General features: G+C 41.2%; 33 protein-coding genes. 30 read left to right on the top strand and 3 right to left on the bottom strand.

The window, feature by feature from the left end:
- The first annotated feature begins 8 nt into the window (after nt 1–8).
- The 28 genes from rpsS (at nt 9) to HMPREF0373_RS08730 (ending at nt 14701) form a co-directional block, all read left to right on the top strand.
- Complete coding sequence (rpsS, locus tag HMPREF0373_RS08865) at nt 9–290, top strand: 30S ribosomal protein S19 (protein ID WP_021739355.1); 282 nt, start codon at nt 9–11, stop codon at nt 288–290.
- Between the two features lie 21 nt (nt 291–311).
- A complete protein-coding gene (rplV, locus tag HMPREF0373_RS08860) occupies nt 312–698 on the top strand; it encodes a 50S ribosomal protein L22 (RefSeq protein ID WP_021739354.1) in 387 nt (128 codons plus the stop codon).
- A 10-nt stretch (nt 699–708) separates the two neighbouring features.
- Complete coding sequence (gene rpsC, locus HMPREF0373_RS08855; RefSeq protein ID WP_021739353.1) at nt 709–1362, top strand: 30S ribosomal protein S3; 654 nt, start codon at nt 709–711, stop codon at nt 1360–1362.
- Nucleotides 1362–1787 carry a 50S ribosomal protein L16 gene (gene rplP / locus HMPREF0373_RS08850; protein WP_021739352.1) on the top strand — a complete coding sequence of 142 codons (426 nt, stop codon included), beginning with the start codon at nt 1362–1364 and terminating at the stop codon, nt 1785–1787. Before rpsC ends, rplP begins: the two co-directional genes overlap by 1 nt.
- Before the next feature lie 2 nt (nt 1788–1789).
- Entirely contained in the window at nt 1790–1990 is a 201-nt protein-coding gene (rpmC, locus tag HMPREF0373_RS08845) for a 50S ribosomal protein L29 (protein WP_021739351.1), read from the top strand.
- A 37-nt stretch (nt 1991–2027) separates the two neighbouring features.
- Nucleotides 2028–2285: a 30S ribosomal protein S17 gene (gene rpsQ, locus HMPREF0373_RS08840; protein WP_081695246.1), complete on the top strand. Its 258-nt coding sequence runs from the start codon at nt 2028–2030 to the stop codon at nt 2283–2285.
- A gap of 16 nt (nt 2286–2301) precedes the next feature.
- Nucleotides 2302–2670: a 50S ribosomal protein L14 gene (gene rplN, locus HMPREF0373_RS08835; protein WP_021739349.1), complete on the top strand. Its 369-nt coding sequence runs from the start codon at nt 2302–2304 to the stop codon at nt 2668–2670.
- A gap of 13 nt (nt 2671–2683) precedes the next feature.
- Nucleotides 2684–2989, top strand: coding sequence for a 50S ribosomal protein L24 (rplX, locus tag HMPREF0373_RS08830; RefSeq protein ID WP_021739348.1), 306 nt, complete (start codon nt 2684–2686; stop codon nt 2987–2989).
- A gap of 23 nt (nt 2990–3012) precedes the next feature.
- Complete coding sequence (gene rplE, locus HMPREF0373_RS08825) at nt 3013–3552, top strand: 50S ribosomal protein L5 (RefSeq protein ID WP_021739347.1); 540 nt, start codon at nt 3013–3015, stop codon at nt 3550–3552.
- A 15-nt stretch (nt 3553–3567) separates the two neighbouring features.
- Nucleotides 3568–3753 (top strand): type Z 30S ribosomal protein S14, encoded by a 186-nt coding sequence (locus HMPREF0373_RS08820; RefSeq protein WP_021739346.1) that lies wholly within the window; start codon nt 3568–3570, stop codon nt 3751–3753.
- A gap of 41 nt (nt 3754–3794) precedes the next feature.
- A complete protein-coding gene (gene rpsH / locus HMPREF0373_RS08815) occupies nt 3795–4196 on the top strand; it encodes a 30S ribosomal protein S8 (RefSeq protein ID WP_021739345.1) in 402 nt (133 codons plus the stop codon).
- 330 nt (nt 4197–4526) lie between these two features.
- The gene (gene rplF, locus HMPREF0373_RS08810) at nt 4527–5066 is read left to right on the top strand and encodes a 50S ribosomal protein L6 (RefSeq protein ID WP_022035231.1); all 540 of its coding nucleotides are present in this window, start codon (nt 4527–4529) and stop codon (nt 5064–5066) included.
- An 18-nt stretch (nt 5067–5084) separates the two neighbouring features.
- Nucleotides 5085–5453, top strand: coding sequence for a 50S ribosomal protein L18 (gene rplR, locus HMPREF0373_RS08805; RefSeq protein ID WP_021739343.1), 369 nt, complete (start codon nt 5085–5087; stop codon nt 5451–5453).
- 17 nt (nt 5454–5470) lie between these two features.
- Nucleotides 5471–5980, top strand: a complete 510-nt coding sequence (gene rpsE / locus HMPREF0373_RS08800; RefSeq protein ID WP_021739342.1) for a 30S ribosomal protein S5 — start codon at nt 5471–5473, stop codon at nt 5978–5980.
- A 13-nt stretch (nt 5981–5993) separates the two neighbouring features.
- Nucleotides 5994–6176: a 50S ribosomal protein L30 gene (gene rpmD, locus HMPREF0373_RS08795; RefSeq protein WP_021739341.1), complete on the top strand. Its 183-nt coding sequence runs from the start codon at nt 5994–5996 to the stop codon at nt 6174–6176.
- An 18-nt stretch (nt 6177–6194) separates the two neighbouring features.
- Nucleotides 6195–6635 carry a 50S ribosomal protein L15 gene (gene rplO / locus HMPREF0373_RS08790; RefSeq protein WP_021739340.1) on the top strand — a complete coding sequence of 147 codons (441 nt, stop codon included), beginning with the start codon at nt 6195–6197 and terminating at the stop codon, nt 6633–6635.
- Nucleotides 6635–7951 carry a preprotein translocase subunit SecY gene (secY, locus tag HMPREF0373_RS08785; RefSeq protein ID WP_021739339.1) on the top strand — a complete coding sequence of 439 codons (1317 nt, stop codon included), beginning with the start codon at nt 6635–6637 and terminating at the stop codon, nt 7949–7951. Before rplO ends, secY begins: the two co-directional genes overlap by 1 nt.
- A 143-nt stretch (nt 7952–8094) precedes the next feature.
- Nucleotides 8095–8739 carry an adenylate kinase gene (locus HMPREF0373_RS08780; protein WP_044963602.1) on the top strand — a complete coding sequence of 215 codons (645 nt, stop codon included), beginning with the start codon at nt 8095–8097 and terminating at the stop codon, nt 8737–8739.
- Between the two features lie 21 nt (nt 8740–8760).
- Entirely contained in the window at nt 8761–9558 is a 798-nt protein-coding gene (gene map / locus HMPREF0373_RS08775) for a type I methionyl aminopeptidase (protein WP_044963598.1), read from the top strand.
- Complete coding sequence (locus HMPREF0373_RS08770) at nt 9549–9806, top strand: KOW domain-containing RNA-binding protein (RefSeq protein ID WP_021739336.1); 258 nt, start codon at nt 9549–9551, stop codon at nt 9804–9806. Before map ends, HMPREF0373_RS08770 begins: the two co-directional genes overlap by 10 nt.
- 51 nt (nt 9807–9857) lie before the next feature.
- Nucleotides 9858–10076 (top strand): translation initiation factor IF-1, encoded by a 219-nt coding sequence (gene infA / locus HMPREF0373_RS08765; RefSeq protein WP_021739335.1) that lies wholly within the window; start codon nt 9858–9860, stop codon nt 10074–10076.
- Nucleotides 10077–10346: 270 nt separating this feature from the next.
- Nucleotides 10347–10460, top strand: coding sequence for a 50S ribosomal protein L36 (rpmJ, locus tag HMPREF0373_RS08760; RefSeq protein WP_003022746.1), 114 nt, complete (start codon nt 10347–10349; stop codon nt 10458–10460).
- A 359-nt stretch (nt 10461–10819) separates the two neighbouring features.
- Complete coding sequence (gene rpsM / locus HMPREF0373_RS08755; RefSeq protein WP_021739334.1) at nt 10820–11188, top strand: 30S ribosomal protein S13; 369 nt, start codon at nt 10820–10822, stop codon at nt 11186–11188.
- A gap of 85 nt (nt 11189–11273) precedes the next feature.
- Nucleotides 11274–11669 carry a 30S ribosomal protein S11 gene (gene rpsK / locus HMPREF0373_RS08750; protein WP_021739333.1) on the top strand — a complete coding sequence of 132 codons (396 nt, stop codon included), beginning with the start codon at nt 11274–11276 and terminating at the stop codon, nt 11667–11669.
- A 19-nt stretch (nt 11670–11688) separates the two neighbouring features.
- The gene (gene rpsD, locus HMPREF0373_RS08745) at nt 11689–12282 is read left to right on the top strand and encodes a 30S ribosomal protein S4 (RefSeq protein WP_021739332.1); all 594 of its coding nucleotides are present in this window, start codon (nt 11689–11691) and stop codon (nt 12280–12282) included.
- Between the two features lie 128 nt (nt 12283–12410).
- Nucleotides 12411–13370, top strand: a complete 960-nt coding sequence (locus tag HMPREF0373_RS08740; RefSeq protein WP_021739331.1) for a DNA-directed RNA polymerase subunit alpha — start codon at nt 12411–12413, stop codon at nt 13368–13370.
- Between the two features lie 230 nt (nt 13371–13600).
- Nucleotides 13601–14125 carry a bL17 family ribosomal protein gene (locus tag HMPREF0373_RS08735; RefSeq protein ID WP_021739330.1) on the top strand — a complete coding sequence of 175 codons (525 nt, stop codon included), beginning with the start codon at nt 13601–13603 and terminating at the stop codon, nt 14123–14125.
- 396 nt (nt 14126–14521) lie between these two features.
- Nucleotides 14522–14701 carry a hypothetical protein gene (locus HMPREF0373_RS08730; protein WP_021739329.1) on the top strand — a complete coding sequence of 60 codons (180 nt, stop codon included), beginning with the start codon at nt 14522–14524 and terminating at the stop codon, nt 14699–14701.
- Nucleotides 14702–14864: 163 nt separating this feature from the next.
- On the opposite strand, the gene HMPREF0373_RS08725 is transcribed toward HMPREF0373_RS08730, so the two are convergent.
- On the bottom strand, nt 14865–16406 hold the full coding sequence (locus tag HMPREF0373_RS08725) for a phosphohexomutase domain-containing protein (RefSeq protein ID WP_021739328.1): 1542 nt from the start codon (nt 16404–16406) through the stop codon (nt 14865–14867).
- Between the two features lie 267 nt (nt 16407–16673).
- Between HMPREF0373_RS08725 and HMPREF0373_RS08720 the strand changes: the two genes are divergently transcribed.
- Nucleotides 16674–18056, top strand: a complete 1383-nt coding sequence (locus HMPREF0373_RS08720; RefSeq protein WP_022036677.1) for a short-chain fatty acid transporter — start codon at nt 16674–16676, stop codon at nt 18054–18056.
- Nucleotides 18057–18203: 147 nt separating this feature from the next.
- Nucleotides 18204–18764: a hypothetical protein gene (locus HMPREF0373_RS08715; RefSeq protein WP_021739326.1), complete on the top strand. Its 561-nt coding sequence runs from the start codon at nt 18204–18206 to the stop codon at nt 18762–18764.
- Nucleotides 18765–18939: 175 nt separating this feature from the next.
- On the opposite strand, the gene HMPREF0373_RS08710 is transcribed toward HMPREF0373_RS08715, so the two are convergent.
- Together HMPREF0373_RS08710 and HMPREF0373_RS08705 are read right to left on the bottom strand one after the other, a co-directional pair.
- Entirely contained in the window at nt 18940–20379 is a 1440-nt protein-coding gene (locus tag HMPREF0373_RS08710; RefSeq protein WP_021739324.1) for a sensor histidine kinase, read from the bottom strand.
- Nucleotides 20380–20402: 23 nt separating this feature from the next.
- On the bottom strand, nt 20403–21101 hold the full coding sequence (locus HMPREF0373_RS08705; protein ID WP_021739323.1) for a response regulator transcription factor: 699 nt from the start codon (nt 21099–21101) through the stop codon (nt 20403–20405).
- Nucleotides 21102–21204 lie beyond the last annotated feature (103 nt).

Genomic DNA, 21204 nt, shown 5'->3' with positions numbered 1-21204 from the left:
GGTTTAATATGGCTCGTTCATTAAAAAAAGGACCATTTGCTGATGAAAGCTTACTGAAAAAGATTGATGCTATGAACGCTGCAGGTGACAAACAGGTAATCAAAACCTGGTCCCGCCGTTCCACAATCTTCCCGCAGATGGTTGGACATACAATCGCAGTTCATGATGGAAGAAAACATGTACCTGTATATGTTACAGAAGATATGGTTGGACACAAACTTGGTGAGTTCGTAGCAACCAGAACATACAGAGGACATGGAAAAGACGAAAAGAAATCTAAAGTAAGATAATTTTGGAAGGAGGTTATATCCATGGCAAAAGGACATAGATCCCAAATTAAAAGAGAGAGAAATGCACAGAAAGATACCAGACCTTCAGCAAAATTATCATATGCTAGAATGTCTGTACAGAAAGCTTGCTTCGTACTGGATGCAATCCGTGGCAAAGATGTAAAAACAGCTTTAGCTATCGTAATGTACAATCCGAGATACGCATCAAGTGTTATTGAGAAATTATTAAAATCAGCAATTGCTAATGCTGAGAACAACAACGGAATGAAAGTTGATGACCTTTATGTAGAAGAGTGCTACGCAAATAAAGGACCTACAATGAAGAGAATTCATCCGAGAGCACAGGGTAGAGCTTACAGAATTGAGAAGAGAATGAGCCACATCACAATCGTGCTTAATGAAAGATAGGAGGTAAAACATGGGACAGAAAGTTAATCCTCATGGCTTGAGAGTCGGTGTTATCAAAGACTGGAGTTCTAAATGGTATGCAGAAGGCAATTTTGCAGATCTCTTAGTTGAAGATTACAATATCAGAAAATTTTTAAAGAAAAAATTATACAGCGCAGGAATCGCTAAAATCGAGATCGAGAGAGCTTCTGACCGCGTAAAAGTTATCGTTTACACAGCTAAACCGGGTGTTGTAATCGGTAAAGGCGGAGCTGAGATCGAGAAAGTGAAAAAAGAGCTTCAGAAATACACAGATAAAAAATTAATCGTTGATATCAAAGAAGTTAAGAGACCGGACAAAGACGCTCAGCTCGTTGCAGAGAACATTGCAGCACAGCTTGAGAACCGTGTATCTTTCCGTCGTGCTATGAAATCCTGCATGGGAAGAAGTATGAAAGCCGGCATTAAAGGTATCAAAACATCCGTTTCCGGACGTCTTGGTGGAGCAGATATGGCTCGTACAGAGTTCTACAGCGAAGGTACTATTCCGCTTCAGACACTGAGAGCTGATATCGACTACGGTTTCGCAGAAGCAGATACAACCTACGGTAAAGTAGGCGTTAAAGTATGGATCTACAAAGGTGAAGTACTTCCGAAAAAGGCAGTGGAAGGGAGCGATAAATAATGTTAATGCCAAAAAGAGTTAAAAGACGTAAACAGTTCCGTGGCACAATGGCTGGTAAAGCGTTAAGAGGCAATAAGATTACAAACGGTGAATACGGTATCGTTGCTCTCGAGCCATGCTGGATCAAATCTAACCAGATTGAGGCAGCCCGTGTTGCTATGACACGTTACATCAAACGTGGTGGTAAAGTTTGGATCAAAATTTTCCCGGACAAACCAGTAACAGCTAAACCGGCTGAGACACGTATGGGTTCCGGAAAAGGTGCTTTGGAATATTGGGTAGCTGTAGTTAAACCGGGTCGTGTATTATTCGAGATCTCCGGTGTGTCTGAAGAAATCGCTCGTGAAGCGTTAAGACTTGCAACTCACAAATTACCATGCAAGTGCAAAATCGTTTCCCGTGAAGACTTAGAAGGCGGTGAATAAGAATGAAATCTAGTGAATATTTAAAAGAGTTAAGAACACAGAGCGCTGCTCAGTTACAGGAACAGTTAGTAGCTGCAAAAAAAGAACTTTTCAATCTTAGATTCCAGAACGCAACAAATCAGTTGGACAATACTGGAAGAATTAAAGAAGTTAGAAAAAATATTGCCAGAATTCAGACCGTTATCACTGAGAAAGCGGAGTAATTCCCCTGGCGAGTAACCCATGAAAGGAGAACGCATCGTGGAAGAAAGAAATCTTAGAAAAACACGTGTTGGTAAAGTTGTAAGCGACAAGATGGACAAAACAATCGTTGTAGCTATCCAGGATAATGTAAGACATCCTCTTTACAACAAAATCGTGAAAAAAACTTATAAATTAAAAGCTCATGACGAGAACAATGAATGTGGTATCGGTGATACAGTCAGAGTTATGGAAACAAGACCTTTATCTAAAGATAAAAGATGGAGACTTGTAGAGATTATGGAGAAAGCAAAATAAGAAGGAGGCTGCCAGCATGATTCAACAGGAAAGCAGACTTAGAGTAGCTGATAATACTGGAGCAAAAGAGTTACTTTGCATCCGTGTTATGGGCGGTTCTACAAGAAGATATGCTAACATTGGTGATGTTATTGTAGCTACAGTTAAAGATGCAACACCAGGCGGAGTTGTTAAAAAAGGCGACGTTGTAAAAGCTGTAGTTGTTCGTACGAAAAGAGGCGCACGTCGTAAAGACGGTTCCTACATCAAATTTGATGAGAACGCTGCTGTTATCATCAAAGATGACAAAACTCCAAGAGGAACTCGTATTTTTGGACCGGTTGCAAGAGAACTTCGTGAGAAACAGTTCATGAAGATTGTTTCCCTCGCTCCGGAAGTATTATAGGAGGTACCGATTAATGCTGAAAATTAAAAAAGGTGATACAGTTAAAGTAATCGCTGGAAAAGATAAAGACAAAGAAGGCAAAGTAATCGCTGTTAACGCTAAGAAAAACACAGTTACTGTTGAAGGTATCAACATGGTTACAAAACATACAAAACCAAGTATGGCTAACCAGGCAGGCGGTATCGTTCAGCAGGAAGGACCGATCGATGTTTCTAACGTTATGTATGTTCATAAAGGAGCAGCTACACGTGTAGGCTTCAAAATGGACGGCGACAAAAAAGTTCGTTTCGCTAAATCTACTGGCGAAGTGATTGATTAATCAAAGAGAGGAGGTCCAGCAAGTTGAGTAGACTGAAAGAGACATATCAGAATGAGATCGTAGACGCTATGATCAAAAAATTTGGATATAAAAATATCATGGAAGTGCCGAAACTTGACAAAATTGTTATCAACATGGGTGTTGGTGAGGCAAAAGAGAACGCAAAGATTCTTGAATCTGCTATGAAAGATCTCGAGATCATTGCAGGACAGAAACCGATTACAACAAAAGCTAAAAATTCCATCGCTAACTTCAAAATCAGAGAAGGTATGCCGATTGGATGCAAAGTTACTTTAAGAGGCGAGAAAATGTATGAGTTCCTTGATCGTCTGGTAAACCTTGCATTACCGCGTGTACGTGACTTCCGTGGCGTAAACCCGAATGCATTTGACGGCAGAGGTAACTATGCACTTGGTATCAAAGAGCAGTTAATCTTCCCTGAAATTGAGTATGATAAAGTTGACAAAGTAAGAGGTATGGATATCATCTTCGTTACAACAGCTAACACAGATGAAGAAGCACGCGAATTACTGACACAGTTCAACATGCCATTCGCTAAATAACAGGAGGAGACTTTAATGGCTAAGAAATCAATGAAAATCAAACAGCAGCGTACACCGAAATTCTCTACCAGAGCATATACACGCTGCAAAATCTGTGGACGTCCGCATTCTGTATTAAAGAAATATGGTATCTGCAGAGTATGTTTCCGTGAATTAGCTTACAAAGGTGAGATTCCGGGCGTTAAGAAAGCAAGCTGGTAGACCGAAAGCAGCTGAGTGAAAAATACAGGAGGAAACACAACATGACAATGAGTGATCCAATCGCAGATATGCTTACAAGAATCCGTAATGCAAATACTGCTAAACATGATACAGTAGATATTCCTTCATCCAAAATGAAAAATGCTATCGCTGAGATTTTATTCAACGAAGGATATATTACAAAATACGAGATCATTGAAGATGGTAATTTCAAAACAATCCGTGTTACACTGAAATACGGTGCTGATAAAAATGAAAAAATCATCACAGGTATCAAGAGAATCTCCAAACCGGGTCTTCGTGTATATGCAAACAAAAACGAGATCCCGAAAGTTCTGGGTGGTTTAGGAACAGCAATCCTTTCTACAAACCGGGGCATTATCACTGACAAAGAAGCTAGAAAACTTCAGGTTGGTGGTGAAGTATTAGCATTTGTATGGTAGGCCGGAAGCCACTTAGCGAAATCAAGCCATAGGCGCAGATTGAGGTTAGTGCGAGGCCCTTCTGTGAGATTGGCGAAAGCAAGCCACAGGCACAGCTTGAGCTTAGCGAACAGAAGATACCCGTGGAAATGTTCTGGAGCCAGAGAATGGCTTGCAGAACTTCCTTAGCTCTCTGAAAGGGGAACTAAGAGACTGCTTTACAGACAATGCTGTAAGGTGGTACTGATATAAAAACGATCCAAAAGTATAATTCCATCAGAAGATGGAACATACTGTGTAACAATGCATGTCGGCAGATGTCGACCAATACAGAATATAGGAGGTACGGGCATGTCACGTATAGGAAGAATGCCAATCGCGATTCCGGACGGAGTAACCGTAACAATCGCAGAAAATAATCAGGTGACTGTAAAAGGTCCTAAAGGAACACTTGAGAGAGTGTTACCGGCAGAGATGGATATCAAACAGGAAGGTTCTGAGATCATTGTAACCAGACCAAATGATTTAAAGAAAATGAAATCTTTACATGGTTTAACAAGAACTCTGATCCACAACATGGTAGTCGGTGTAACAGCTGGTTACGAGAAAACACTGGAAGTAAACGGTGTTGGTTACAGAGCATCCAAATCTGGAAACAAACTGACATTAAACCTCGGATATTCTCATCCGGTAGAGATGAGCGATCCGGAAGGCTTAGAGGCAGTTGTTGATGGAAACAAAATCATTGTAAAAGGTATCGATAAAGAAAAAGTTGGCCAGTACGCAGCAGAAATCAGAGATAAGAGAAGACCTGAGCCTTACAAAGGAAAAGGTATCAAATATGCTGATGAAGTTATCAGACGTAAAGTTGGTAAGACTGGTAAGAAATAATTGGAGGTGTGACAGGTAATGGTTAGTAAGAAATCAAGAACAGAAGTTCGCGTTAAAAAGCACAAAAGAGTGCGTAATCATTTAGCAGGTACTGCTGAAAGACCACGTTTAGCTGTTTTTAGAAGCAATAATCATATGTACGCCCAGATTATTGATGATACAGTTGGAAACACACTGTGTGCAGCTTCTACAATGGACAAAGATGTGAAAGCAGCTTGTGAGAAAACAAACAATGTAGACGCAGCAGCTCAGGTTGGTACAGCAATCGCTAAGAAGGCACTGGAAAAAGGCATCACAACTGTTGTATTTGACAGAGGTGGTTTCATTTATCAGGGTAAAGTTCAGGCATTAGCAGACGCAGCACGTGAAGCTGGATTAAACTTTTAACAAGGAGGAAACAATACATGAAACGTACAATCATTGATCCCAGCCAGTTGGAATTAAATGAAAAAGTGGTATCAATTAAACGTGTAACCAAAGTTGTTAAAGGTGGACGTAACATGCGTTTTACAGCTTTAGTCGTAGTTGGCGATGGCAACGGTCATGTTGGTGCAGGTTTAGGAAAAGCAGCTGAAATTCCGGAAGCAATCCGCAAAGGAAAAGAAGATGCAATGAAGAAACTCATTGAGGTTAAATTAGACGAGAACAACAGTATTACACATGATACAACTGGTAAACATACAGGTGCATCTGTATTATTAAAGAGATCTCCGGAAGGTACTGGAGTTATCGCCGGTGGCCCGGCACGTAACGTGTGCGAGCTTGCTGGTATCAAAAACATCCGTACAAAATCTCTGGGATCCAATAACAAGCAGAACGTTGTACTTGCTACAATCAATGCGCTCAGCCAGTTAAAATCCCCGGAAGAAGTAGCTAGACTTCGCGGTAAATCCGTAGAAGAGATCCTGGGTTAAGGAGGGATATCAAATGGCAGATAAATTAAAAATCACACTTGTGAAATCTACAATCGGTGCAGTTCCGAAACATGTTAAAACAGTTGAAGCTTTAGGATTAAAGAAAGTGAACAAAACTGTAGAGATGCCGGATAACGCAGCAGTTCGTGGTATGATTCAGCAGGTTAGACATTTAGTAAAAGTAGAAGAAATCTAATAGTAAGGAGGCGCCACGATGGATTTATCAAACTTAAGACCGGCAGAAGGTTCAAAACACAGCGATAACTTCAGAAGAGGCCGTGGACACGGTTCAGGAAATGGTAAGACAGCAGGTAAAGGCCATAAAGGACAGAAAGCTCGTTCCGGAGCTCCAAGACCAGGCTTTGAAGGTGGTCAGATGCCATTATACAGACGAATCCCGAAAAGAGGATTCACTTGCAGAAACTCCAAAGAGATCGTTTCTGTAAACGTTTCTGCACTTGAGAGATTTGAGAATGATACAGTTGTTACTGTAGATACTCTGATCGAGGCAGGAATCGTTAAAAACCCAAGAGATGGTGTTAAAATCCTTGGAAACGGTGAACTGACAAAGAAACTTACAGTTCAGGCAAACGCTTTCAGTGCATCTGCAAAAGAGAAAATTGAGGCACTTGGCGGAAATGCAGAGGTGATCTAATGTTCGAAACAGTCCGTAACGCATTTAAGCTCAAGGAAATCAGAAGCCGTATTATTTATACCCTGCTCATGTTAGTAGTGGTACGAATCGGTACACAGCTTCCGATTCCGGGAGTAAATGGAAGCTATTTTTCGGAATGGTTTTCAGGCAATTCAGGCAGCGCTTTCGGATTTTTTGATGCAATTACCGGCGGTTCTTTCGAGAAGATGTCGGTATTTGCATTAAATATCACTCCATATATTACGTCTTCTATTATTATCCAGCTTCTGACGATTGCAATTCCGAAACTGGAAGAACTCCAGAAAGATGGTGAAGAAGGACGTAAAAAGATGACTGCGATCACACGTTATCTTACAGTTGCACTTGCTTTAATGGAGTCCCTGGCTATGGCTATCGGATTTGGTAAAAGCGGACTGCTTCTGGAGTATAATGCATTAAATATTATTACTGCAGTCGTAACGTTGACAGCCGGTTCCACAGTAATCATGTGGATCGGTGAGAGAATTACGGAGAACGGTGTCGGCAATGGTATTTCTATTGTCTTGACGATCAATATTATCTCCAGAATTCCGCAGGATCTTACATTGTTATTTGAACAGTTTGTAAAAGGAAAAGAAATTGCATTCCAGGTACTGAATCTTGCAATCATTATTGCAATCATTATTGCAGTAACTGTACTGACTGTAACATTACAGGGGGCTGAGCGCAGAATTCCGGTTCAGTATTCCAGAAAAGTACAGGGCAGAAAACAGATTGGCGGACAGTCCTCCTATATTCCTTTAAAAGTGAATACAGCTGGTGTTATCCCGATTATCTTCGCTCAGTCCTTATTCATGTTCCCATTGATTATCATGCAGCTGCTTGGTAAGTCTGGTGGAAACGGAGTTGGCGGTACGATTCTTAAAATGTTAAATCAGTCCAACTGGTGCGATTTCAAGGAGCCGATTTACTCTATTGGATTAATTGTATATATTGTATTAGTAATTGCATTTGCATATTTCTATACATCCATCACATTTAATCCATTGGAAATTGCAGACAATATGAAAAAACAGGGTGGATTTATCCCGGGCATCCGTCCAGGTAAACCGACCAGTGAATATCTGACAAAAATCTTGAACTACATTATCTTTATCGGTGCCGTAGGCCTGGTAATTGTAGCGATTATTCCGATCTTCTTCGAGGGAGCATTCAATGCATCCATTTCATTCGGTGGTACCTCTCTGATCATCATTGTAGGTGTTATCATTGAAACTTTAAAACAGATCGAATCACGGATGTTAGTTCGTAATTATAAAGGTTTTTTAAATGATTAATGTACAGTTGGAGATACTTGGAATACAGGTATCTCCATTTGTATACTTCAGATAAATTATATATTTTCAAAATAAAGCAAATCCTGTACAATAGAGAGAGCAATAAGGGAATGAGCTCAGAGTCGGAGGAGGAAAATAAGGAAATGAAAATAATTATGTTAGGGGCACCAGGTGCCGGAAAAGGAACACAGGCAAAGAAGATATCTGATAAATATGAAATCCCACATATTTCTACCGGAGATATTTTCCGTGCCAATATCAAAAATGGTACAGAACTTGGAAAGAAAGCCAAAACATATATGGATCAGGGACTGTTAGTTCCGGATGAACTGACCTGTGATCTGGTAGTTGACCGTATTTCTGAGGAGGACTGTAAGAATGGATTTATTCTGGATGGATTTCCAAGAACCATTCCGCAGGCAGAGTGTCTGACAAAAGCCTTAAATGAGCGCAATGAGAAAATGGACTATGCGGTCAATGTAGATGTTCCGGATGAGAATATTATTTCCAGAATGTCCGGCAGACGAGCATGCTTAAATTGTGGTGCAACATATCATATTGTCAATATTCCAACGAAGAAACCTGGAATTTGTGATCGTTGCGGTGAACCGGTAGTTCTTCGTGATGATGACAAACCGGAGACGGTAAAAAAACGTCTGGATGTATACCATGCACAGACAAAACCGCTGATCGACTATTATGGCGATCAGGGAATTCTGAAAACAGTAGATGGTACCCTGCCGATGGAAACTGTTTTCGATGAAATTGTAAAAATGATAGAAGCATAAAGCTCCAGAATGGAGGATAAGATGTCAGTAACGATTAAATCTGAACGTGAAATAGAATTGATCCGCAAGTCTTGCCACATTATTGCCAAGATTCATCAGGATCTTGGCAAAGAGCTGAAGGCTGGTATGTCTACACTGGAGGTTGACAGTCTGGCAGAAGATATGATCCGAAGCTATGGATGCGTGCCGAACTTTAAGAACTATGGTGGTTTCCCTGGATCTGTATGTGTCTCCATCAATAATGAGGTGGTACACGGAATTCCATCTGCCAAACGAATAATCCGGGAAGGTGATATCGTAAGTCTTGATATGGGATGCATTTACAAAGGATATCATTCTGATGCGGCAAGAACTCATGCAATCGGTGAAGTTTCTGAGGAAGCCAGATTACTGATCGAACGCACCAGACAGAGTTTCTTCGAAGGAATCAAATATGCGAAAGCAGGAAATCATCTCCATCAGATTTCCAATGCCATCGGTGCATATTGTGAGAAATTTGGATATGGTGTAGTAAGAGATCTGGTGGGACACGGAGTCGGTTGTGAGCTGCATGAAGATCCGCAGATTCCGAATTTTATTCAGAAGAGCAGAGGTATCCGTCTGCGTCCGGGTATGACGCTTGCTATTGAGCCAATGGTCAATGCAGGCCGTTATGATGTGGAATGGACCGATGATGACTGGACTGTTATCACAGAGGATGGCTCACTGTCTGCACACTATGAGAATACAATTCTGATCACCGATGGCGAGCCGGAGATTCTGACACTGACAGAGGATGAGCGGGTTCTGATGCAGAACGGAGGACTGGGATGCGAGTAGAACTGGCATTGTCACTGGCAGGACATGATAAAGGACATTATTATGTGGTTGTCGGCGAAGAAGCTGAGGCTGTATATGTGGCAGACGGAGAATTGAAGCTGCTTGCACGGCCAAAGAGGAAAAACCGGAGACATATTCAGCCGATTCGAAAATTGCCTGCAGATGTGGCAGAACTTTTGCAGAACCAAATGGATGATGTGGTGATAAAACGTGCCATTAAATTGTATAAAAAGCATGTTGAAAAGTAAGAACACGTTAAATTTACACAGAACAGAATAAAAATAACAGGAGGCAAATGCATGTCTAAAGCAGATGTAATTGAAATGACCGGAACCGTTGTTGAGAAACTTCCGAATGCTATGTTTCAGGTAGAATTAGAGAACGGTCATCAGGTACTTGCGCATATCAGCGGAAAACTGCGGACAAATTTTATCCGTATTTTACCGGGAGATCAGGTGAAGGTTGCACTTTCCCCATATGATCTCACAAAGGGCAGAATTACCTGGAGAGATAAATAATTTTGCAGGTTCACTCGTCATATGTATTCAGGTAATTAACATGCAGGCATAAGGCATGATCTGCATGGATAAGGATGAATGGCGTGTGGAAACTAAAAAACATAAAAAAAACAGAAAAAAATGTTGCAATCATAAATACTCCATGCTATAATGTCTATCGACGCTTTTGGAAAACCAAGGGAATATTATGTGTATTTCCTGGCTTCTATTCACAAAACGAAAAGGCTTTGTAGTATGGAGTGTTTTTGTTTAAGGAAAGGAGGATTTGCTGTGAAGGTAAGATCATCAGTTAAACCTATTTGCGAAAAATGCAAAGTAATTAAAAGAAAAGGAAGCATCAGAATTATCTGTGAAAATCCGAAGCACAAACAGAGACAGGGTTAATCATTCTTTAGATAGATGATGAGAGCAGGTTGGAGACAACGCGAAACTGCTAATCCGTTCCTCCATGGAGCACTCTGCCACAGAGTACCAATTTGGAACAGGATCTGTTTGAATCAGAAGGGATTATAGCGTCTCCTGAAATTTTCCGGATGTGCGGCTGCAGCAAGATTCCCTCTGAATTTTGCTGTTCATGGCGGAAGATAAAATGACACTGTGATGCTTCTATGCTGAATAATAGAAGCATGAATGAACAGCTGATACAGGTTGTGCACACATTTCAGGCCGGGTAATCCGGAGCTGCATAAAATGTATCAGGATGTAACTAAGAAAACGAAATCATTATGGAGGTGTAAACACACATGGCTCGTATCGCAGGTGTAGATTTACCAAGAGAAAAACGTGTAGAGATTGGCTTGACTTATATTTATGGTATTGGCGTTGCAAGTTCCAATCGTATCCTTGCAGAAGCAAAAGTTGATCCTAATATCCGCTGCAAAGACTTAACAGATGATGATGTTAAGAGAATCAGTGCAGTAATCGATGCGTCTCAGACTGTAGAAGGTGACTTAAGAAGAGAAGTTGCTATGAACATCAAGAGACTTCAGGAGATTGGATGCTATCGTGGTATCCGTCACAGAAAAGGACTTCCGGTTCGTGGTCAGAAAACAAAGACCAATGCAAGAACAAGAAAAGGTCCGAAGAGAACAGTAGCAAACAAGAAAAAATAATGCATTGAGATAGAGAGGGATGTCATAGGACAGACCGCAATGCATACTGATTACAAAAATTTGTAGAAAGTAGGTTAGTTTAATTATGGCTAAAAAAGTTGCAAAGAAAGTGACTAAAAAGCGTGTAAAGAAAAACGTTGAACGTGGACAGGCACATATTCAGTCTTCTTTCAATAATACAATCGTTACATTGACAGACGCTGAAGGCAATGCTTTATCATGGGCAAGTGCCGGTGGTCTTGGATTTAGAGGTTCAAGAAAATCTACTCCTTATGCTGCACAGATGGCAGCTGAGACTGCTACAAAAGCAGCGCTCATTCATGGTCTTAAAACAGTAGACGTATTCGTAAAAGGACCGGGTTCAGGAAGAGAAGCAGCTATCCGTGCTCTTTCCGCAAGCGGCCTTGAAGTAACAAGTATCACAGACGTTACTCCGGTACCTCACAACGGTTGTCGTCCGCCAAAACGTAGAAGAGTCTAATTAGGAGGTGTAGTCTGAGATGGCAGTAAATAGAGTACCTGTTCTTAAAAGATGCAGATCCCTTGGTATGGATCCGATTTATTTAGGAATTGATAAAAAATCAAATAGACAGTCAAAAAGAGCAAACAAGAAGATTTCTGAGTATGGTCTTCAGTTAAGAGAAAAACAGAAAGCAAAATTCATCTACGGAGTTCTGGAGAAACCTTTCCACAACTACTATGAGAAAGCTGATAGAATGAAAGGCATGACTGGTACAAACCTCATGACAATTCTTGAGAGCAGACTTGATAACGTAGTATTCCGTCTTGGATTAGCTAGAACAAGAAAAGAAGCTAGACAGATCGTTGATCACAAGCATGTATTAGTAAACGGCAAATGTGTAAATATCCCGTCTTACTTAGTAAAAGCTGGTGACACAATCGAAATCAAAGAGAACGCTAAGAGCTCTCAGAGATATAAAGATATTCTTGAGGTAACAGCAGGTCGTCTTGTTCCGGAATGGCTTGATGTTGATCAGGAGAATCTGAAAGGCGAAGTAAAAGAGTTACCGACACGCGAGATGATCGACGTACCGGTAGACGAGATGCTTATCGTCGAGTTATATTCTAAATAATCATGTAGGCAACGAGCAGTGCCGAATTTGCACAAAAATCAGACGCTTCATGGCATCATGCAGGCGGATGATTTTTGTGTCTTAAAAAAGAAGCACTGATTTTATAAAATTTAAGGAGGGACGTCACAGTGTTCGATTTCGAAAAACCAAAAATTGAGATTGCTGAAATTTCAGAAGACAAAAAGTATGGCAAATTTGTCGTAGAGCCGCTCGAAAGAGGTTACGGCATTACTCTTGGTAATTCCCTGAGAAGAATCATGCTTTCTTCATTGCCGGGAGCAGCAGTTAGTCAGGTAAAGATTGATGGTGTTTTACATGAGTTCAGTTCAATCCCAGGTGTTAAAGAGGATGTTACTGAAATCATCATGAACATCAAGAATTTGGCTTTAAAGAATACCAGTCCGACAAATGAATCTAAAGTTGCTTACATTGAATTTGAAGGTGAAGGCGTTGTTACCGCAGCTGATATCCAGGTTGATCCGGACATCCAGATCATGAACCCGGATCTTGTAATCGCTCACTTAAACGGTGGCGTAGATTCCAAGTTATACATGGAACTCACAATTACAAAAGGTCGTGGTTATGTAAGTTCTGATAAAAATAAGAGCGAAGATACACCGATTGGCGTGATCGCGGTAGATGCTATTTATACACCGGTTGACCGTGTAAATCTGACGATTCAGAATACACGAGTAGGTCAGATTACTGACTACGATAAACTTACATTAGATGTTCATACAAACGGAACACTTGAGCCGGATGAGGCTGTCAGCCTTGCAGCAAAAGTATTAAGCGAGCATCTGAATCTCTTCATTGACCTGTCTGAGAACGCTAAGACAGCAGAGGTTATGATTGAGAAAGAAGACAACGCAAAAGAGAAAGTTCTGGAAATGAATATCGATGAACTTGAATTATCCGTTCGTTCTTACAACTGCCTGAAGAGAGCAGGAATCAATACAGTAGAAGAGTTGACAAACAGAACACCGGAAGACATGATGAAAGTTCGTAATCTTGGACGCAAGTCTTTAGAAGAAGTACTGGCAAAATTAAAAGAGTTAGGCTTACAGCTTAATCAGGGCGAAGAGTAATTCTTTTAATTGATCGGAAATCATTTTGATTTTGAGATGGTGTGATTTTACACTTTCTTAAATATAACTCATTAATCGGCAGAGGATATAAGACCGACGTGCGTTAATCTGTCGTCATTCATGAGTGGAGGAATATCAACAGGGCAGGCGAAACGTCTCCCCGCATCACATTCGGTATCTAAGACCAAAGTGCGTTGCCGGATGAACCACAATAATGGAGGGCTATTAAAATGGCAAAATATCGTAAATTAGGAAGAACATCTTCCCAGAGAAAAGCATTGATCAGAAGTCAGGTAACTGCATTACTTCACAACGGAAGAATTATTACAACAGAGGCTAGAGCAAAAGAAGTTCGTAAAGTCGCTGAAGGCCTGATCGCAGCTGCTGTAAAAGAGTGCGATAACTTTGAAGAAGTTACAGTAAAAGCAAAAGTTGCTCGTAAAGACAGCGAAGGCAAGAGAGTAAAAGAAGTTGTAGATGGTAAAAAAGTTACTGTTTATGATGAAGTAGAGAAAACAATCAAGAAAGATATGCCATCCCGTCTTCATGCAAGAAGAGAGATGCTGAAAGTTCTTTACCCTGTAACAGAGACAGGTGCTAAAAAGAAAGATACTCAGAAAGTTGATTTAGTAGATAAATTATTTACAGAGATCGCACCAAAATACAAAGATCGTAACGGTGGATATACAAGAATCGTTAAAATCGGTCTTCGTAAAGGTGACGGAGCAATGGAAGTTGTTCTTGAGTTAGTATAAGATTTAAAGAGGTACTTCATGAAGTCATACGAAAAGAAATTTTCGTATGACTTCTTTTTTGATTATTGAAAAAACAGACCAATCAGGATAACTTACAAAAAGATTGCTATCAGGATAATTTGCACAAGTATCATAGTTTAAAGAAGATTGATTAACCATAATACTTGTGCAGATGCAACGAAAGCCTTTTCAAATACTTCGATAAAGTATGCGCATTACACATTTCCAGTCGGTAATATCTCAACAAAACGCACATTAATAAGTTTATATTATTAAAAAGCATGATTTTTCTATTGGAAAGATGCAAAAATATGTTATATTATAAGCATGTACTTGAGAAAGTACAAAATAATTAACAGGGAAAATAATTGAAAAGAAGAATTGGAGGGAAGTCATATGAGAAATGTAGAAAACAAAAAATCATTATTTGCAGGTGTAGGTGCAGACAGCAAATATCGTTGCAACTTATGTGGACACCTTACAAAAAGTTATGGTCAGCGTTGCCCACACTGTGGAACCGTTGCTTCCATTTATACAGCAACAGATGTAACTTTTGATGCTACTTCATATCGCTAGTATGTAGCTGCTAAATCAGTAATTTTCAAATACCAACATAAATACCAAACCTTTATCCGTGTGGAAGGGAAGCCACAGGGAGAAAAACCTAACTCTTTATATACTTTGTCCGAAGTATAAGCACAAAAAAGAAGCGGCAAGACCGCTTCTTTTTTTGTGCTTATTACAATGCAGATAAATCCAGTTTGTCGAATCCTTCTACAAGACTCTGAGCGATTCCAGTGATAATTTCAAGATCTCTTGGTGTATGTCCCTCCAGGTTTAGAACCATTACCGGATCATGCAGAGACGCTCTTAACAGCATCCAGCCGGTGCAGACACCGCTAAAGCGAATACGGATACCTTCATAGGATTTTGGAAGCTCAAAACCGGACTGAAGGGCTCTCTTTTTGAACGTTTCCAGTACAGATGTACCATAGGCGTGGAAATCATCGGTCAGAATCGGGAAACGTACTTCACGATCTGCATATTCTGTGCAGAGATTTGCAATGAAGTGATCAATGGTTTTGCCTTCACGTTTCGCTTTTGCAACGGCGATAACAAGTTTAACAGCCAGATAAGCGCCGTCATCCAGATAATAATTTTCTTTGAGACAACCATGTCCGGAAGTTTCCATAGCCAGTGGGCTTATGATACCTTCTGCATTTAATTCTTTACATTTGTTGATGACGTTTTTATAGCCACGCATATAGCACAGATGCTTCAGCCCAAGATCATTTTCGAGAAAATCGGTAAGACGATCGGAAGTAACAGAATCTGTAATGATGGTACTTCCGGGGTAGTCCGGTGCCAGGATGGCTGCTATCATTGCAATGATGGAATCGCGGTTGATCGGTGTACCGTCAGATAAGACAGCAGACATACGGTCTACATCGGTATCAAAGATCAGACCCAGATCAGCACCTGCAGCGACTGTTGCATCACAGATTGCCTTCATGGCATCTTTGTTTTCCGGGTTTGGGATATGGTTCGGGAATGTACCGTCAGGCTCCAGGAAGTTACTTCCGGTTGTATCCGCACCAAGTTCATCCAGTACTTCTTTAACAAAAAAACCACCGGCACCATTTCCGGCATCTACAACAATTTTCAAATTTTTCAGTGGCGCATCATAATTATCTGCGTTTACACCATCACAGATCTTCATGCAAAGATTTGCACTGTATAAGGAAATCAGTTCAAATTCTGTAAAACGGTTGTTATCCGTTGGCAGAGGCTCCTCCAGTACAGAAGGATCCATGCTGTCAGAGAGTGTGGATGCAATTTCAAGAATTGCTGTGATATCATCATGTTCCAGACCGCCTTCGTGATCAAAAAATTTCAGACCGTTCCGATTGAATGGCAGATGACTTGCTGTGATCATGCAGGCCCCGTCATATCTGGTTTCCGGATAAACAATAGACATAAACATGGCAGGTGTGGAGGCCATGCCGCAGTCAGACACATAGATGCCTTCGTCAAGCATGCCGCGGATTGCCTGTTTTTTAATTTCAGGACCGGTGATTCGGGAATCAGTGCCGACACCTACAATACATTCTTCCGGGGCAATATTTTTTTTCTTTAACAGCCAGATGGCAAAGGCACGTCCGATGAGATATGCTGCTTCTGAAGTCAGGGTGACATGTTCTCCTTCAATTCCTTCGCAGGCAATACCACGGACGTCGCTGCCGTTTTGTAGTTTCATTAATTCTGATTTTGTAATAGACATAGATTTGCTACTCCTTTTACATTGTCATACGGATAGATTCCGTACATATTAGTTCCAGTAAATTATAATTCAGAAACAGTATGAATACAAGTCTGAGGAAAGAAAAGCCTGATTTGGCAAAAAATAGAAAGAAAGATGGAAAATTATGTAATATATAATAAAAATCTATAAATAATTTATAAAAAAATTACAGATACATATTGGTAACTGAGCAAAAAAGTAGTATACTATACTTTGTGGTTAGGTGAATTGAAAGGAGTGGGGAAAATGTTTAAAAAATTCACAAATGGCTGTGTAAAACTTGTGCAGAGATTTCTGCCTGACGCATTTGTCTTCTGTATTATTCTGACAATCGTCGTATTTATCGCTGCAATGCCGGTAGCCGGCATGAACCCAATCGAGGTTGCAAATGCTTGGGGTTCCGGTGTATGGGGTCTGTTAGCATTCTCAATGCAGATGGCTCTTGTACTGGTACTTGGTAGTGCATTGGCGAATGCACCAGCCATCAAGAAACTTATTGTCAAACTCGCAGGAGTACCGAAAAAACCGGTAGGAGCAGTGGCTTTTGTTACAGTGATTTCCGCAATCTGCTGCTTTATCAACTGGGGATTCGGTCTGATCATCGGTGCATTACTTGCAAAAGAAGTTGCAAAGAAGATCAAAGGACTTGATTATCGTCTGATCATTGCAGCTGCATATTCCGGATTCGTTATCTGGCATGCAGGTATTTCCGGATCTATTCCGCTTGGCATGACAGCATTAAACGCAGATGGTGTTGTAGATAATACTGCTGGGGCTGTTACGGAAATCGTACCGACCTCTCAGACAATCTTCTCAGCATGGAACCTGATCATGGTTCTGGCAGTGGTTGTAGTCGTTGCTTTTGTAAATGCAAAAATGCATCCGGATCCAAAGGATGTTGTATCTATTGATCCGAAATTATTAGAGGATGCACCGGATAACACAGAAGTAAAAGCAAGAAAAGATCAGACTCCGGCTGAAAAACTGGAGAACAGTATGGTTCTTTCTTATATCGTTGTAGTCATCGGTGCAATTTATCTGATTTATTATTTTGTAAATGCAGGTTCTATTCTGAATGCGTTATCACTGAATATCGTAAATCTGATCTTCCTGATCCTTGGTATTGCGTTCCATAAGACGCCGATCAGTTATGTCAGAGCGATTACAGAGTCTGCAGAAAGTGCAGGAGGAATCATTTTACAGTTCCCATTCTACGCTGGTATCCAGGGTATGATGGTTACGGTAGGTTCCAATGGTGTATCTCTTGCATCTGCTATCAGTACAGCATTTGTAAATATTTCTACACCGCGTACGTTCCCGGTACTGTGCTATCTGGCAGCTGGTATTGTAAACTTCTTCGTGCCGTCAGGCGGTGGACAGTGGGCTGTTCAGGGTCCGATCATGATGCCTGCCGGTCTGGAGCTTGGTGTTACACCGGCAGTTACTGCTATGGGTATCGCCTGGGGTGATGCATGGACAAATATGCTGCAGCCGTTCTGGGCGCTTCCGGCACTTGGTATCGCTGGCCTGGGAGCAAGAGATATCATGGGTTACTGTGCGATTGTATTGATTGCATCCGGTATTGTGACAGCACTTGGTTTCCTGTTCCTGGTACCGTTGCTGGCATAAAATAGAACGTAATTAATGTAAAACCAATAACCACAGAATGTAGCGAAAACGGATTGTGAATGTCCGTTTTACAAATAGTTCTACAATTAAATGTAGATTAGAAAAATTGAATATGTAAAAATATTTAGAAAGATTGTTTTTAAACGTATGGAAAATGTAACGATTGTCAGCCACCTTACTCCGCAGGAGTGGAAAAAATCCTGGGAGGATAAAGTGGTGGAAGATACCAAACAGAATATGCGGGCCTACCAGCAACAAAACTGTTACTGGGGGCATTTTAAAAATGACAGGGATTTTACAATCTGTCATCATAAGGAATTCGAGATCAAGGGAATGAGCCTGGGACTTTATTTCAATGGCCGGATCGAGGATGATGAGCGGGGCTGTAAGATCGTAGGAAAGTTTGGAAAAAAGCATTCAGCCAATTTATTTCTTGGGATGGGAGCAGCACTTTGTATAGCGGCCATTATTGGTGCAACTGCACGACAGGATATTGAGGTATCCATTGTGGCGACGGTACTGCTTGCAATCCTTGTGGTGGTCTATATGGCAAAGCCCAAGAAAGGGCAGCAGCGGATTTTAAATCAGCTGGAAAAGATTTCTTTTGATTCTAGGTATCATAAGAAGGGAAGTCATAAGGCAGCTGCAAAATCAGAGAAAAAGAAAAAACGCACCATGCGGGAAAAAGCAATGGTAACGATGGATTAGATAATTCATCAAATATAAAAAAATATAAAAAGATATAAAAAGATGTGAGTTCTGATGACACAGAGCGCACATCTTTTTTTGAACGCAGGTCGCAAAGCGACTGCGTTCATGAGCAAGTAGCGAAAGCGGATTGCGAATGTCCGCTTTACCGCAGGTCGCAAAGCGACTGCGTTCATTAGCTGTCTACGCTGACAAAATCCGTATCCACGTTGATATAAGGCAGCGTAAAGATAAATTCTGTACCAACACCTTCTGTGCTGATGACATTGATATTTTCATGATGGGCATGTACGATTTCTTTAACGATGGCCAGTCCAAGACCGGTTCCCTTTTTGTCTTTCCCACGGGAAGCATCCGTTTTATAAAAACGTTCCCAGATACGTCCGATACTTTCCTTTGGAATCCCGATTCCCTGATCTTTGACTGAGACAAATACTTTTCCGTTCCGCAGTGTTGTCTCAATGGTGATCTCGGAATTGCTGTGGCTGAATTTGAATGCATTATCTACCAGATTGTGCATGACCTGGTCAATTTTAGCACTATCTGCTTTGACATAAAGTTCCTCTCCGGTAAGAATCAGATGGAAGGAAACCATTTTTTCTTTACAGCGTCCTTCAAACATCAGAAGCGTTCGTTTGATCAGTGCATTCAGATCAAAAACAGAGAGATCCAGATAAGTACCCTTTGTGCCATATTTGTTTAGCTCCAGCAGACTCTGGGTCAGTTTCTCGAGACGTTCCGATTCGAATATAATGACATCCAGATATTTTCCCTGTAGTTCCGGTGGAATCGTGCCGTCGGCCATGGCCTGCGCATAACCTTTGATGGAAGTCAGCGGTGAGCGAAAATCATGGGAAACATTGGAAACAAACTTGTGTTGGTCGTTTTCCAGGGCATTCAGTTCCAATGCCATAAAATGCAGGGTATCGGCAAGTGTGCCGATCTCATCCTGGCGTTCCATCTCCAATGCTGTGTCAAAATTACCGTCGGCATAGTTCCTTGCGGCCCGGATGATTACCTGAAGTGGGCGATAGACTGCAAAAATAAATGTCAGCAGAATGATCAGTGCCAGAAGCAACAGAAAAATCAGGGACAGATAAAATCCGTTTAGCAGATCATACTGTAAAGTAGTGATATGCGACAGCGGAAGACAGATGATAGCGTAGCAGGTTACTTTGTAACTCCGGGTAATGGGAGTATAGACCGTCAGTACATCATCGTCATAGTGATCATAAAAAGTTCCGATGGAATAATTACTGCCACTGAAATCCAGAATATCAAAATCTTTGATGGATTCTGTTTCAGACGGCCGGATATATTGTTCAGAAGTAATCAGGACACGACCACCAGTGGTGACAATATAGATGTCCGCATCCAGATAACTGCTGACAGCCGCAATCTGTTTTTGAAATTCTTCCAGCGTCAACTCAGATCGATAGTAGCTGTTTCCGAAAGAATCTGCAATCTGACTGCTTTCCCTGCGCAAGGCAGCAGCGTAATACTGCTCCAGATAATTCTGATTGTAATGTGCGGTAAAGGTCGAGATCAGGATAAATCCCAACACAGCAAAAATAAGATAGGAACCGATCATTTTAAATAATAGCTTATGTTTCATATGTAAGTGCTACCGGTCAAGGGCTAGCGGCGTTCGAATTTATAGCCGATGCCCCAGACAGTGGTAATCCCCCAATGTTCGTGATCTTTGATTTTTTCCCGGAGACGTTTGACATGTACGTCCACCGTCCTGGTATCGCCCAGATATTCATATCCCCAGATGTTGTCTAACAGCTGTTCGCGGGTGAATACCTGATTCGGGGAAGAGGCAAGAAAATACAGCAGTTCCAGCTCTTTTGGCGGCATATCAATAATCTGTCCATAATACATAACGGAATAGTTGGTCAGATTGATGACCAGATCCGGGTATTCGACACATTTGATATCCGGTTCTTCTTTTTCCGGTTTGACAGCCTGGTAGCGGCGTAGCACTGCTTTTACCCGGGCGACCAGTTCTTTGGAATCAAATGGTTTAATGATGTAGTCATCTGCACCAAGTTCCAGTCCCAGCACTTTGTCAAAGACTTCCCCTTTGGCGGAAAGCATGATGATAGGCACGTTGGATTGGGTACGGATTTCACGGCAGACCTGATAGCCATCGATGCCCGGAAGCATCAGATCCAGCAGAATCAGATTTGGCTGATAAGTTTTAAATTCATGCAGGGCAGATTCTCCGTCTTCCACAATCTTTGTATCATAGCATTCTTTTAGCAGATAGAGGGAGATCAGTTCAGCAATATTGGCATCGTCGTCGACGATGAGGATTTTTTGTTTGACTGCCATAGGGGCCTCCTGTGTTTAGTATACTTAAAAATTTCAGAGCCATCTCGTCAAAGAGTCTTACAAGTATAAATATTCATCTCAGTCTGAGTTGAGACTCCCACTT

Source organism: Eubacterium ramulus ATCC 29099 (genome assembly GCF_000469345.1).
GTDB lineage: Bacteria > Bacillota > Clostridia > Lachnospirales > Lachnospiraceae > Eubacterium_I > Eubacterium_I ramulus.
This window is presented reverse-complemented; position numbering and strand designations above follow the sequence as displayed.

What these genes read in the sequence shown, in the direction of transcription:
- rpsS (WP_021739355.1), top strand. Translation starts at nt 9, where the DNA reads ATGGCTCGTTCATTAAAAAAAGGACCATTTGCTGATGAAAGCTTACTG.
- rplV (WP_021739354.1), top strand. Translation starts at nt 312, where the DNA reads ATGGCAAAAGGACATAGATCCCAAATTAAAAGAGAGAGAAATGCACAG.
- rpsC (WP_021739353.1), top strand. Translation starts at nt 709, where the DNA reads ATGGGACAGAAAGTTAATCCTCATGGCTTGAGAGTCGGTGTTATCAAA.
- rplP (WP_021739352.1), top strand. Translation starts at nt 1,362, where the DNA reads ATGTTAATGCCAAAAAGAGTTAAAAGACGTAAACAGTTCCGTGGCACA.
- rpmC (WP_021739351.1), top strand. Translation starts at nt 1,790, where the DNA reads ATGAAATCTAGTGAATATTTAAAAGAGTTAAGAACACAGAGCGCTGCT.
- rplN (WP_021739349.1), top strand. Translation starts at nt 2,302, where the DNA reads ATGATTCAACAGGAAAGCAGACTTAGAGTAGCTGATAATACTGGAGCA.
- rplX (WP_021739348.1), top strand. Translation starts at nt 2,684, where the DNA reads ATGCTGAAAATTAAAAAAGGTGATACAGTTAAAGTAATCGCTGGAAAA.
- HMPREF0373_RS08820 (WP_021739346.1), top strand. Translation starts at nt 3,568, where the DNA reads ATGGCTAAGAAATCAATGAAAATCAAACAGCAGCGTACACCGAAATTC.
- rpsH (WP_021739345.1), top strand. Translation starts at nt 3,795, where the DNA reads ATGACAATGAGTGATCCAATCGCAGATATGCTTACAAGAATCCGTAAT.
- rplF (WP_022035231.1), top strand. Translation starts at nt 4,527, where the DNA reads ATGTCACGTATAGGAAGAATGCCAATCGCGATTCCGGACGGAGTAACC.
- rplR (WP_021739343.1), top strand. Translation starts at nt 5,085, where the DNA reads ATGGTTAGTAAGAAATCAAGAACAGAAGTTCGCGTTAAAAAGCACAAA.
- rpsE (WP_021739342.1), top strand. Translation starts at nt 5,471, where the DNA reads ATGAAACGTACAATCATTGATCCCAGCCAGTTGGAATTAAATGAAAAA.
- rpmD (WP_021739341.1), top strand. Translation starts at nt 5,994, where the DNA reads ATGGCAGATAAATTAAAAATCACACTTGTGAAATCTACAATCGGTGCA.
- rplO (WP_021739340.1), top strand. Translation starts at nt 6,195, where the DNA reads ATGGATTTATCAAACTTAAGACCGGCAGAAGGTTCAAAACACAGCGAT.
- secY (WP_021739339.1), top strand. Translation starts at nt 6,635, where the DNA reads ATGTTCGAAACAGTCCGTAACGCATTTAAGCTCAAGGAAATCAGAAGC.
- HMPREF0373_RS08780 (WP_044963602.1), top strand. Translation starts at nt 8,095, where the DNA reads ATGAAAATAATTATGTTAGGGGCACCAGGTGCCGGAAAAGGAACACAG.
- map (WP_044963598.1), top strand. Translation starts at nt 8,761, where the DNA reads ATGTCAGTAACGATTAAATCTGAACGTGAAATAGAATTGATCCGCAAG.
- HMPREF0373_RS08770 (WP_021739336.1), top strand. Translation starts at nt 9,549, where the DNA reads ATGCGAGTAGAACTGGCATTGTCACTGGCAGGACATGATAAAGGACAT.
- infA (WP_021739335.1), top strand. Translation starts at nt 9,858, where the DNA reads ATGTCTAAAGCAGATGTAATTGAAATGACCGGAACCGTTGTTGAGAAA.
- rpsM (WP_021739334.1), top strand. Translation starts at nt 10,820, where the DNA reads ATGGCTCGTATCGCAGGTGTAGATTTACCAAGAGAAAAACGTGTAGAG.
- rpsK (WP_021739333.1), top strand. Translation starts at nt 11,274, where the DNA reads ATGGCTAAAAAAGTTGCAAAGAAAGTGACTAAAAAGCGTGTAAAGAAA.
- rpsD (WP_021739332.1), top strand. Translation starts at nt 11,689, where the DNA reads ATGGCAGTAAATAGAGTACCTGTTCTTAAAAGATGCAGATCCCTTGGT.
- HMPREF0373_RS08735 (WP_021739330.1), top strand. Translation starts at nt 13,601, where the DNA reads ATGGCAAAATATCGTAAATTAGGAAGAACATCTTCCCAGAGAAAAGCA.
- HMPREF0373_RS08730 (WP_021739329.1), top strand. Translation starts at nt 14,522, where the DNA reads ATGAGAAATGTAGAAAACAAAAAATCATTATTTGCAGGTGTAGGTGCA.
- HMPREF0373_RS08725 (WP_021739328.1), bottom strand. Translation starts at nt 16,406, where the DNA reads ATGTCTATTACAAAATCAGAATTAATGAAACTACAAAACGGCAGCGAC.
- HMPREF0373_RS08720 (WP_022036677.1), top strand. Translation starts at nt 16,674, where the DNA reads ATGTTTAAAAAATTCACAAATGGCTGTGTAAAACTTGTGCAGAGATTT.
- HMPREF0373_RS08715 (WP_021739326.1), top strand. Translation starts at nt 18,204, where the DNA reads ATGGAAAATGTAACGATTGTCAGCCACCTTACTCCGCAGGAGTGGAAA.
- HMPREF0373_RS08710 (WP_021739324.1), bottom strand. Translation starts at nt 20,379, where the DNA reads ATGAAACATAAGCTATTATTTAAAATGATCGGTTCCTATCTTATTTTT.
- HMPREF0373_RS08705 (WP_021739323.1), bottom strand. Translation starts at nt 21,101, where the DNA reads ATGGCAGTCAAACAAAAAATCCTCATCGTCGACGACGATGCCAATATT.